Genomic DNA, 11,609 nt, shown 5'->3' on the forward strand with positions numbered 1-11,609 from the left:
TTTTTCACTTTATTATTGCTAAATTTATATATGAATTAACTTCTTTTACAAACATAGGAGTTGCTTTGGGATTAAAGATAGCAAAAGGGGACGAACTTGAGGTAAATCCACAGGATTTTCCGATTAGCACATAGACACTCTAGCAATTAATTATACACGGTGTTGTGTGTTCGTGCTTTAGCTTTTTAAGCTTTCTAAAACTTCAATTAATTTATATACAGTTGAGCTAGGATTATTATGTGCAGTTAATCCTTTTGCTCGTGATGTTGCAATATCAATTTTTGAAACTAATTTGGCTTTAAGTCTATCATCAATTAACCCTTTCTTGTATGATCTATTTCGATTAGCCATTTCTCTGCAACTATTTGAACTGCTTATATTCGCTGTTTGATTTTTATAGTGTAGAAGAAACCAAAACTCTAAACAAGGGTTGGAAACTAATAGAATAGAATCATTAATACTTGAAAGCCTATTCAACATAGTAGGAACGTCTAAATCATACATTAAAAAAGTCATATCTTTTTCATGAGTTGGCTTGTCCTGTTTATAACCTTTAATGAAATCAGAAGATATATTGTTTCCTCGTATTTTCGCATGAATATGAATCGAAGGTATTCTATATATAGATTTCAATAAATTTATATATGACTCTTCTGTTTCTCCTTCGCAAAACACAAAAAGAGTAGGATTTATTTTTTTACCTCTTGATTTTCTTCTTCCTCTAGCCATTTATTCATTAATGATTGAATGTAATTTTTCTCTAGAATCATCAACGATTGGAATAGAATCAAATCTACCTTGTAAATATGCTTTTTCTAGATTCATAGTTTCTCTAAAGTCACTATAATCGTATAATGAATATAAATCTGAAACACCATTTTCTTTTTTGTTTACAAACCAAATTTGGTCTTTTCTAAATCTATTTAAGTCTAAAAGATTAGTATTATGAGTAGAAAATATTAATTGAGACTCTTTACTAGCATGAAATATATCAATAATATATTCTACAATTTTAGGATGTAGACTATCTTCAATTTCATCAATTAATAGTATTTTATTATTCCTTACGACGTCTAGTATTGTTAACATCATAAAGAACAGTTTTTTTGTTCCTCCAGATTCTTCAGTTAATAAATCAAATGCTACTTTAGGTGAATACTTATGATAAGTTTGAATTTTCATACTTTCTAGTATGCTATCTTCAAAAAAGAATTCCTCAGTATCTAGATTAGCTCTTATCTTCTTCCCTTTTTCTTTTATAACTTTATATTTAAAATCTACAATATCACTATCTGCTAATTGCAAAGCTTTTAATAGTTGTTTTTTGTTTTCTTTAATTAAGGGTTCAAAATTACTAATCCCATAATTTGAATGTTGTAAAATGAACGTACTATGAAAAAAATTAAAAATTAGTTTTGGAAGCTCTCTATCCATTTGACTAGCCCTAGAAATAAATAGAGTTTTATTTGAAGTGCTTTCAGCTACATCGAAAGGTCTTCTCATTATTGAAGCTCCGAATGAATATTTTTCCTTTTTGGTTTTACCAGCTTTTTCATTTCTTTCAAAAATTTTCGCTTTTCTTCCATTTGGATAATAATAAAGACTTTCAGTTAAAATTTCTGTTCTATTTAATGAAAAAGAATATTTATACTCAATTTTATCTATGACAAATCGAATGAAATAAGTACTCGGTTTACTTGAGTTGTTATTAAATTTAAACTTTTGGAAATTAAATATTGAGTTTTCATTATGCTTATGAGATTCATAAACCATTGCATTACAAAATCTAATAGTTTTAATGATGTTACTTTTTCCTGAAGCATTTGCACCATAAAGAGCAACGGTTTTTAATACTTCAATATCATTAAAATTAAAAATATTATCAGTTAGGGCTTTAGATTTTTCATTCTTAATGTTTCCCGCTCTTAAATCTAAAACTACTTCTTCGTTGATTGAAAAGAAATTGCTTAATCTGATTTCTAACACCATTTTATTAGTCTTTTTTGTAATATATTTACAAATATAGATATTAAAAATGATTTCTTGTTAGGTTTAACGATTTTTGTGAATTCTGTTTTGCATGACACACAACGTTTATGTGTATGATTAGTGGCGTGTTTAAACAACTAATTTAGCAAATAAAAACTGAATAGAAAACCGCAAGGATTTTCGTAAGCAAGCTCGAACTAGCCATTAATTATACACGGTGTTGTGGTTAGTTTTTATTTTTCAATTCCGTTTAGTTTCTTAATAAATAAAATTGACAGAACAATTAAAATCAGCCATCTTGAAAGGTATATTCCCGAAGTCATCCATCCGTAAACTTGAAGAAAATCAGAAGTATCAATGTTTTCCATTCTAGTTGAATGTTCTGCGTAAAGTCCAGATAATTTATGTGTAATTGGATTTAAAGTCAGCGCAATTATTGCAAGTACAATAAATATTCTTTTTGGGAATTTAGTCAAATAAATTCCAGATGAGTTTGAATCTAGTTTAAGTTTTTTTAAAATCAGAAATGTAGTCAGAATATACAAAATCAGAGTAATAATCGGCATCGATAATTTCATAACTCCATACGAAAGTCCTAATTCCGATTTCGCAAAATATATTAAGTAAACAACAAAATATAAAATTGAGTCAATTCCGCTAATGAATATAAATCCGAAGATTATCCATAATATCAGTAAGACATTTTCTTTATTCATACGGTTTTTCTCAAATTAACCACAACGTGATGTGTATGGTTTGTTGCGTGGTTAAGCAACTAATTTAGCAAATAAATCACAGATAGAATATTCCGCAGGAATGTTCGTAAGTCGGCAGTGACCAAGCAATTAATTATACACCGTGTTGTGTACAGTGTTTTTGTTCATTTTTATAGATTTCCATAAAATTGCAATTCCGATTAATGCTATTATCAAACCTCCTATTAAAAAAGACATACCGTAGCCTTTTCCAAATATTCCGCAAAAATAATTCAAGTATCTGTTTATAATTCCAGATGAGTAAATTCCAGTTGCAGAAATTCCAAATGTTAGAATTAGAACTATAATTGAGTTTATAATTCCGAATTTGTTTTTCCAATTTATTAATCCAACGGTTAAAATTCCGATTATTAGAGCTCCTAAAAACCAATATAATTGGTTAGCGAGAAATTCTCCGATTCTAACATCAGTTAGCGATTCAAATTTTTCCCAATCCTCACTCATAAGAGCATCGAATTGTTCTCCGTTATATGCTATATAGAACCTTTTAATTCCGCTAATGATAAAAATCAGAGCGAAACATTCCAATAAAATTAGCTTAAGGTTAAATTTCTTTATCATATTCGGCATTGTACACAACGTTTATGTATAAGAATAGTTGCGGGTTTGTATGCGAGGAATTTCCGAAGGAAATTCAGACGTTACAAACCCGCAACGACCTTTGATTAAGCACTTAGCCGCAATTATTTTTATACGGTGTTGTGTGTAGTACTTTATCTTCCAAATTCCGCTACTTTCAAATCTTTTCGCATTTCGGATACTATTCTTTCCTCTATTTCCTTGAAAGGATTGTTATTTTTCAATTTATTACCTGCTTCAAAGAATTCAGTCAGATTATCAGAATTGCCATTTGCTATATGCATATAAAATTTGTCAAAAACTTCCTGAAATTCAGCACGTATTTTATTTAAGTCTGATAACATTTCATCAGATAGAAAAGGTTGATTAATTGAGTAAAATTGAATGTAATCATTAATTTTATGCATCAAATCAGTTCCTTCTTCTTTTGTTCCGACATATTGAAATCGGTTTAGGTCTTTTTTAATTCCGTAAGTTTTCTCAAGTAACTCTCGGTAAATATTTACCTTTTCTTTAAAAATTCCGCTATAAGCAATTTTATTCTTTTCAATTGATTTGTCAATTCGACCTTTAATCAATAGATAGAAAAGAACATTTCCAATTATGGTAATTATTGCAGGAAGTATTTTTTCAATCATATCGGTTTTTCGGTATTACACACAACGGTATGTATATAGAAAGTTGCGTGTTTGTGTGCGAGGATTTTCCGAAGGAAAATCAGAAGCTAGCAAGCAAAGCAACTAACATTGATTAAGCTAAAAATAGCAATTTTTTATATACAATGTTGTACACCGTTTTTTATTCCGCTAATATTTTTTTCATTTCTCCAATCGAATCTGTGTAATCGGACATTTTTCTTCCTTTTCCGATGTGAATTGGACTTGTATTCATTCGGTTTGTCAGGTCTTTTATTGGCATATTTTCTAAACTTCCAAAATCATATTTCCACCAATCCAAATCCTGAAGGCGATGATTCTGAAATCCTGTTGTCTTTCTGTCATTATCGGTTGGTAAAAAATCCAGTCCGCCAATAATTGAATTCAGATTTTCAAAGTCTGTTATTATTCCGTCATAAATTAGTTGTCCGAAAAGAGCATCTTTAAAAATTTGTTCAATCTTGCTCAATTCCGATGCTTTTATATCAGTCAGAATTACATTGTATTTGGTCAGCCCGTTTGTGATTAGCCAACATTTTTTTTTGTCGACATAAAACACCGTTGCATTCCATTTTCCAAGAATTCCGCAATCAGTTTTTTTGTCCGTCGTGATAAGTTTCTTGACTAACTTTTCTAACTTTTTAGTTGTATGTATTTTTGTTCGTCTCAAATGGTGTACAACGTTTATGTATAAGAATAGTTGCGGGTTTGTATGCGAGGAATTTCCGAAGGAAATTCAGACGTTACAAACACGCAACGACCTTTGATTAAGCACTAAACCGCAATTATTTTTATACGGTGTTGTAGTGCGTTTTTTATTTTATTCAATCATTTTCACGACTTGCTCAAATCCGTCACTCAATTGATTATATATTTCTTGAACTATTGTTTTGTCTAACACTTTTTTTAAAGTCAAGTCAACAACTTTTCCTTTTAAAAGCTGAAACCAATTTTTCTTTCCAAGATTAAAATGGTTTTTCAAATCCTCGATTTCCTCAAAAATTATTTGTTGTCCAAAACCTTGTTTTTCGAGTTTTTCAAGAATATTATTCAGTTTATTATGTAATTCAGATTCCTGCTCAACACTAAATTCATCGTCAGATTTTGGTTCAAAAGTGTAAAATCGGTTTATGTCATCAATTTCTTGGTCTATTGCAAAAATTCCAATATCAATTTCTTTGTCATAACCACAGCCACTGCAAGTTTTCATATGCTTTTCTTTGTCCGCAATACTATTTACTCTCAAAATTTTTAAAAAGTCTAACTTGTCTCTGTCACGATTAAAATCATATAATTTCATCGTAATCTTGGATTTTAGATTTTCAAGAGTATTGGTTTTTCCGCCTCGAAAAAGTCTTTTAGAAAATTGATTTGCTTCGGTTTCTACAATGTTCATTTTATATTATCGGGTTTTTCTTAAATGCACTACAACGTCTAGTATATGAAACGTAGCGTGTAAATAAACGCTATCGTTTCGAATTATACACGAGCCGAATTTTTAAATTTTTCTTTTTCTCTTTATTTTACTAAAAGCCAAATTTAAAAATTTGGCGGTCTTCGAAAATACACAAAAACCTTTGTTAAAGCCTGTAATAGCTATTTTTTATATACATTGTTGTGCAACGTTTTTTATTCATAATCAGGTATATTCATTCCTAAAATCAAATTCCTATTCGCAGTCCAAATTCCGTTTTCTTTTTTAAGTTTTACAATTCCAGAACCACCTCTATTTTTTTGAGATTTTCTTTTTTCAGTCGTTAATTTTGAGTCACTTTCAAAGAAATAACTGTCAATATAATAAGGAATAGTATTTGGTTCTTTAACATAAATATGAATATGTTCAGCTTCTTGGACTTTTGGATATGGTGCTGGTCTGAAAGTATAAAAAGTAAATTTTCCATCTTTACCTGTGTTTAACCATCCACGATATTGTCCGTGTGTTTTTTCCCAACTAATGGGTTTTTCACTCGGCTGATAAATTCCATTTCTATCTGTGTGATATATGTAGAGTACGATATTTTCAGCTGGTGTTTTTCCGTCTTTTTGAAATACAGTTCCTGTTATTTTAACTTTAGGTTCATTTTTTTCAAAACCTGGTAATGTATCAGTTGCTTTTGGTGTAATATTCAACATCTTAAAATCCAAAACTGCTTCGCAATCTTGACAAGGTCCACCAACATTTCTTTCGACGTTAGAATTGGATTGTCCTTTGCACGAAATCGTAATAAAAGTCAACAATATTATTCCTAAATATTTTTTCATTCTCGATGTTTTTCAAATGTTGCACAACGTGTTGTGTATGATTTCGTTGCGTGTTAAGCAACTAAATTAGTAAAAATGAACCGAACCAGTGGGCAATCCGCAGGATTTTCCACGTAGGCTAGCACTAGCAATGAATTATACACGTTGTTAGCAATAGTATTTACTATTTCAAAATTTTAAAAACCCAATGTTTTAAATAAGTTTAATTTTTTACAACTTTTTTTGTTATTGTGCCTTTAGAAGTTTTAATACTCAATAAATAAACACCAGTATTTAGGTTAGTTAAGTCTATGATTCCATTAGTTGGTTCTATATTTAAATTTATTCCTAAAGTATTATAAATAATTATCTCTTTAAGTTCCAACGGATTATTAATTTCTATGTTAATTATATTACTTGTAGGATTTGGAAAAATGCGTATAGTATTTTCTAAATCTTCAAAATGTTGAAGTGAGAGCGTATTATCTATTTGATTTTGAAAAAACAGCCAAGCTTCTTCACCAGCATTAATATCCATATTTCCCCAAGCTCCAGGCCAATCATGTCCACCACCTACAACTTCATAATACCATACTTCATTATTATTAATACCATTTAAATACTTTGTACTATTAACAAAACTTCCGTCTGAATTATCAATATTTGGCAATGTTTGAGTATTGTTCGATGTGCATTCATTTTTTTCTACAAAATAATTAATTGTAGAGGATATACTTGGATAAGCTCCCCATCCATCATTATTATTTGGATCTCCTGATAATGGTGTTACGTTATCTTGAGAGCCATGTATTTCAAACAAAGGAATTGGAGGACTATCGTCACAGTCATCTAGGATATCTTGCATAATCATTCCGGCAACAGGTGCCACAGCTTTAAATGTATCGAATGCCTGACATGCAAGCATGTAACACATTTCACCTCCATTAGAAAAACCAGTAGCAAAAGTGAAATCAGGATTTAATCCATGAGTTGTTTGCAGGTATTCTGCCAATTCCGTTAGAAAACCAACATCATTTACTGTTTCAGTTTGATGAAACGCATATCCGACATTCCAAAATCGATTTCCATCTGAATCAAAAGTCCCTCTAGGATAACAAACCGCAAAACCATATTGATCAGCAATTTGATTCATTTCAGAATAATTTCTCATACTATTAGCATCTCCAGTAAAGCCATGCATAACAAATACTAAAGGCATATTCTCATTTAAACTTGCAGGTTCATAGTATAAATATTGACGGTCAATACCATCATGTTCGAATGTAATAAATTGAGCTTGAGTTATTAAATGAGAAAATAACATAACTATTATTAAAATAGTTAATTTATACTTTTCTTTCATTATTGAGGATTTAGAATTGAATGTGAATTTAAAAATATAAATGTAGTAATTCTAATTTTGTTATTGAATTCGGATGTGCGTTCACATATTATTGCTAACGTGATGTGTATGGTTAGTTGCGTGGTTAAGCACCTAATTTAGCAAATAAATCACAGATAGAATATTCCGCAGGAATGTTCGTAAGTCGGCAGTGACCCAAGCAATTAATTATACACGGTGTTGTGCTTTCGTTATTTTTAAAGAATTTCATTGCTGGGTATCTAAATATTCCTGAATTGTCTTGTCTAATTCCAGAGCGTTATTGATCAATTGCTTATATCGTGGAATTAATGCTTCAATGTTATATTTTTTTTGCCTCAAGGTATTAATGATAAAATAGTTGTTCTTATAATCATCTATGGTTTTTTCGGGCTTTTTAAAATCTTTTGGTTGACCAGTCATTTTTAAATTATTTCCGTAATTATCAGTGTAGGTTTTTTGTGGTAGATAGTCGAATTGTAGTATATATGGGGCAGTAATATTTCTTGTATAGTCCTTTAATGCAGATTCCCAATTCTTATAGTCTGAATTATAATAACTAACAATATTATCAGCTATTTCATTACTTTTTATTAGCCTTATTTGTCCCGTTGTCTGTAAATTTTTAAAAGTTGTCATATTTAAGTTTGTCTGCTGAATCTCTAGAATAGAGGAAAAGTGGGTCATAAACTCTTCTTTTGTAGCAATCGTTTCTTCAGATAGTATTTCTAAACATAATCCATAACTCTCAGCTATATCTTTTTTAAAATCTATGGAAAACTGCAAATTTTTTAAATCATCTCTCAAGTCTAATTGTAATCTTTGCAAGATATCTCTTTCCTCAATTTGAGTTTTTCTATTTTCATTCCAGTTATTGACTTGCAATGCTAATAAGATTCCAATCATAACTAAGGCAATTTCGCCAATCGCATAAATTAGATACTTGCTGAATTTGTTTTCAGTCAGCATTTTTTGTCTAATTTTTCTAAAGAATTTTATCATTGGTTAGCGGTTGGTGTTAATGAAGCACAACGTGATGTGTATGGTTAGTTGCGTGTGTAAGCTACTAAATTAGTAAACAAATACGGACTAGAGAAAATTCCAGCGGAATTTTCCAGATAAGCACTTGCCCAAGCAATTAATTATACACGGTGTTGGCAACAGTATTTTATTCATTCGCAATCTCAATTGCTTTTTCTAAAACTTCATCACGCCCTTGCCTTAATCCGTTTATTGTTGGTTTTATTTCTATATCGATTTTAACTCCCTTTCTTTGAGTCTCTGTTCCATCTGGATATAGTATGCCAGTACCAGTAAAGGCTGTTTTATAACCACCCATATATTCAATGACTTTATTTTCTCCGTCAGCACCTGCCGTCTGATTTCCAACCGTTATGGCATTGTCAGCCGTTTGAAAAGCCATAGCCGTAAATTCAGATCGACTTAATGATTCGTTACTAACTAAAATGATGACTTTTCCTTTGTATGCGTTTTTGTTGCCAATAGTTTTCAAACTTTTTTTGAAAATAAACTTTCCAGGATAATGAATGCTTGGTCGATATGCTTTGAAAAATTCTGTCTTATCGGAAGTTAAGTGTCTTGTGAACATCCAATGTATCAATTGAGGATAATGTCTTAAATCGATAATTATTGCTTTTTTGTTTTTAAAGGATTTAAATATGGTTTCAATATCTTTTCGTTCAAAACTACTAGCCATATTGATATAACCAATGGTTTCGGATATTGCTTTAGACTTTAATTTCTTTTTGTTTTTTAAATAGTTAAATACACCAAAATTATATCTGTTTGTTGTTAAATCTAAAATGTCTCCGTCTCTCTTCACTGTTAACGTTAAAGTATCTTTAGTGCCAATAAAAAGGTAGTTATAAGCTTTGTTTATTTTATCATTCTTATTTGAGCCAGAAATAAATTTTAGTTTTTTTTCTAATTCTGATTGGATGTCAGAGCCATTGATTTTCAATATAACATCACCCAATTTTAAATTGTTTAGAGCGGCGATTGAATCGTTATAGAAACCTGAAATAACAGCTTTGTTTTCAACGTTCGAGATTTTAACAGGCAATGATTTAGTATTTGGTGTAATTCCAAAATTTATCCAAGCATGCGAGTCATCTAGTTTAGCAACAAGTTCTTTAAGTGTAGATTGATATTCACTTATGTTAAGAACGTTTTGAATCTTAGGAATCATTTCTGTTAAAACAGCATCCCAATCTTGGTCTGTAAGGTATTTATAAGGGTAAAAGTATTCAATAGTATTCCAATATTTAAGTAGTCCTAATAGTCTGTATTCCTTGGCTGGGTATGCGATATCTTTATAAATAGGTTCGTTTGTAACTTTTACATACCCTAATGATTCAGTGGATACATAATAATTGTCCCGCTGATTTCTATTATTTTCAATGTACTTTAATTTCGATGAAAGCTCATTCGTGAAAATCACTGTGTCTTGTGTCCATGATAAATCAAAATTTTTATCAAAATAATTTTCATCAGAATCACATTTTTTACATTCTTTAACTTCACCTAAACTTTCAATCCACTCAAGATATAGTATTGATAATGATTCTTTATCTGTAGCTGCTAAAACTTGAGGAAGATATTTCATGAATTCTTTATCCCAATCAAATTTTCCTTTTGCAACTTCTGGATGATAGTATTTTAGAAATCCATAAATTTTTCCAAATGAAGCTATTTTTTTAGTTTCTGTAAGTTCTTTTTGTGCACTTATTGAATTTCCATAAACACATAAAAATAATAGAAGAAGTATTTTAGTTTTCATATAAGTTTTAGATTTTATAGAATATAAATGAACATATATTTAATTTTAGAAAGCGTTAAATATTCTCTAATTGGGAAAATTTTAAATGATTGAAGTTGGCTTGTCTATATTGTTGCCAACGTTATGTGTATGGTTAGTTGCGTGATTAAGTAACTAAATTAGTAAACAAATACGGATTAGAGAAAATTCCAGCGGAATTTTCCAGATAAGGACTTGCCCAAGCAATTAATTATACACCGTGTTGTACACCGTTTTTTACTCACAGTTTTTTATCGTGTTCCAATCAAGCGTTATAGTTTTAGCAATCTGATTGAATTCAAATTCTGTGATTTTTTCTTTGCAATTTAATGTCAGAAATTCATTTTCTAATTCGTTCGTATATGAGTAGCCTAATAAATCAGTCCAACAATAAATCGGATAACAATTCTGTTTTTCCAATTTCGTAAGTTTCTCAAATTCGTCAATATCAATAATCTTAAAAGCTGGAAATTCAATTTTTCCCAAATCTAACTTAGCGGTGTCAAATTCCAAGTTTTTTATTTCTATCGTAATTCCATATCCGCTTAAAATCAGGTCGCTTTTTTCAATTCGACTTGGTATTTCTAATTTGAAATAACCATCAAAATCAGATTCGACTTTTTTGTCAGAGTTTTTGAAATATACTTGAACTCCTGGGAATTCTGATTCATCCTGAAATAGTTGTCCGGATATTTGAGCATTAGCAATTCCGCTTAATACTAAAATTAAAATCGATATGTATAATGTTTTTCTCAAATGGTGTACAACGTTACGTGTATAGAATGTGCGTGTTTGTACAAGAGGATTTTCCGAAGGAAAATCAGAAGTTAGCAAACAGAACACAATCATTTAGTTAAGCACCAAAATAAGCATTTTTTATACATATTGTTAGCGGTCGTTATTTTGTTTCACTAGTTGAACACATAACTAATGATCCGTGCAGAAGATCAGTCCGTCGCAAGAGTGTCGTAATGATTCGTAAATCCGTTGAGTACTATTATATAAAAGTGAGATTTGAGATACGCAACAGTTGCGTTTTGATAGATTCCGATAGTCATATTAGATTTCGGTCATCCACAAAAAACCGAGTACGTTTTTACCTCTTATTTTAAACCACTTTAGAGTGATTTAATTTTTTTTGGAGCTGAGTGAGCAATGACCGCTAACGT

12 protein-coding genes are annotated in these 11,609 nt (G+C 30.3%); all 12 read right to left on the minus strand.

Annotation, left to right across the window (positions count from 1 at the left end):
* Nucleotides 1-177: 177 nt before the first annotated feature.
* The 12 genes from H593_RS0114895 to H593_RS0114950 all read right to left on the minus strand — a co-directional run bounded on the left by H593_RS0114895 (nt 178) and on the right by H593_RS0114950 (nt 11,196).
* Nucleotides 178-729: an RloB family protein gene (locus tag H593_RS0114895; protein ID WP_028873165.1), complete on the minus strand. Its 552-nt coding sequence runs from the start codon at nt 727-729 to the stop codon at nt 178-180.
* Nucleotides 730-1,989: an AAA family ATPase gene (locus tag H593_RS0114900; protein ID WP_028873166.1), complete on the minus strand. Its 1,260-nt coding sequence runs from the start codon at nt 1,987-1,989 to the stop codon at nt 730-732.
* Nucleotides 1,990-2,222: 233 nt separating this feature from the next.
* A complete protein-coding gene (locus H593_RS0114905; protein WP_028873167.1) occupies nt 2,223-2,705 on the minus strand; it encodes a hypothetical protein in 483 nt (160 codons plus the stop codon).
* A 129-nt stretch (nt 2,706-2,834) separates the two neighbouring features.
* Nucleotides 2,835-3,326 carry a hypothetical protein gene (locus tag H593_RS0114910; RefSeq protein ID WP_157588882.1) on the minus strand — a complete coding sequence of 164 codons (492 nt, stop codon included), beginning with the start codon at nt 3,324-3,326 and terminating at the stop codon, nt 2,835-2,837.
* 152 nt (nt 3,327-3,478) lie between these two features.
* Nucleotides 3,479-3,982 carry a hypothetical protein gene (locus H593_RS0114915; protein WP_028873169.1) on the minus strand — a complete coding sequence of 168 codons (504 nt, stop codon included), beginning with the start codon at nt 3,980-3,982 and terminating at the stop codon, nt 3,479-3,481.
* 160 nt (nt 3,983-4,142) lie between these two features.
* Nucleotides 4,143-4,670 (minus strand): DUF6933 domain-containing protein, encoded by a 528-nt coding sequence (locus H593_RS21050; protein WP_028873170.1) that lies wholly within the window; start codon nt 4,668-4,670, stop codon nt 4,143-4,145.
* A 150-nt stretch (nt 4,671-4,820) separates the two neighbouring features.
* Nucleotides 4,821-5,396, minus strand: a complete 576-nt coding sequence (locus tag H593_RS0114925; protein WP_028873171.1) for a hypothetical protein — start codon at nt 5,394-5,396, stop codon at nt 4,821-4,823.
* A gap of 233 nt (nt 5,397-5,629) precedes the next feature.
* Nucleotides 5,630-6,262 (minus strand): dioxygenase family protein, encoded by a 633-nt coding sequence (locus tag H593_RS0114930; protein WP_028873172.1) that lies wholly within the window; start codon nt 6,260-6,262, stop codon nt 5,630-5,632.
* A gap of 202 nt (nt 6,263-6,464) precedes the next feature.
* Nucleotides 6,465-7,604: a T9SS type A sorting domain-containing protein gene (locus tag H593_RS19420; RefSeq protein WP_051229768.1), complete on the minus strand. Its 1,140-nt coding sequence runs from the start codon at nt 7,602-7,604 to the stop codon at nt 6,465-6,467.
* A gap of 246 nt (nt 7,605-7,850) precedes the next feature.
* Nucleotides 7,851-8,624, minus strand: coding sequence for a DUF6090 family protein (locus H593_RS20180; protein ID WP_028873173.1), 774 nt, complete (start codon nt 8,622-8,624; stop codon nt 7,851-7,853).
* Between the two features lie 166 nt (nt 8,625-8,790).
* Nucleotides 8,791-10,422 (minus strand): S41 family peptidase, encoded by a 1,632-nt coding sequence (locus H593_RS0114945; protein ID WP_028873174.1) that lies wholly within the window; start codon nt 10,420-10,422, stop codon nt 8,791-8,793.
* Nucleotides 10,423-10,677: 255 nt separating this feature from the next.
* Nucleotides 10,678-11,196, minus strand: a complete 519-nt coding sequence (locus H593_RS0114950; RefSeq protein ID WP_157588884.1) for a hypothetical protein — start codon at nt 11,194-11,196, stop codon at nt 10,678-10,680.
* Nucleotides 11,197-11,609: the final 413 nt, after the last annotated feature.

It is taken from the genome of Psychroserpens burtonensis DSM 12212 (assembly GCF_000425305.1).
Lineage (GTDB): Bacteria > Bacteroidota > Bacteroidia > Flavobacteriales > Flavobacteriaceae > Psychroserpens > Psychroserpens burtonensis.

Excerpts from the sequence above, each read along its gene's own strand:
- H593_RS0114895 (WP_028873165.1), bottom strand. The coding sequence starts at position 729 with ATGGCTAGAGGAAGAAGAAAATCAAGAGGTAAAAAAATAAATCCTACT.
- H593_RS0114900 (WP_028873166.1), bottom strand. The coding sequence starts at position 1,989 with ATGGTGTTAGAAATCAGATTAAGCAATTTCTTTTCAATCAACGAAGAA.
- H593_RS0114905 (WP_028873167.1), bottom strand. The coding sequence starts at position 2,705 with ATGAATAAAGAAAATGTCTTACTGATATTATGGATAATCTTCGGATTT.
- H593_RS0114910 (WP_157588882.1), bottom strand. The coding sequence starts at position 3,326 with ATGATAAAGAAATTTAACCTTAAGCTAATTTTATTGGAATGTTTCGCT.
- H593_RS0114915 (WP_028873169.1), bottom strand. The coding sequence starts at position 3,982 with ATGATTGAAAAAATACTTCCTGCAATAATTACCATAATTGGAAATGTT.
- H593_RS0114925 (WP_028873171.1), bottom strand. The coding sequence starts at position 5,396 with ATGAACATTGTAGAAACCGAAGCAAATCAATTTTCTAAAAGACTTTTT.
- H593_RS0114930 (WP_028873172.1), bottom strand. The coding sequence starts at position 6,262 with ATGAAAAAATATTTAGGAATAATATTGTTGACTTTTATTACGATTTCG.
- H593_RS19420 (WP_051229768.1), bottom strand. The coding sequence starts at position 7,604 with ATGAAAGAAAAGTATAAATTAACTATTTTAATAATAGTTATGTTATTT.
- H593_RS20180 (WP_028873173.1), bottom strand. The coding sequence starts at position 8,624 with ATGATAAAATTCTTTAGAAAAATTAGACAAAAAATGCTGACTGAAAAC.
- H593_RS0114945 (WP_028873174.1), bottom strand. The coding sequence starts at position 10,422 with ATGAAAACTAAAATACTTCTTCTATTATTTTTATGTGTTTATGGAAAT.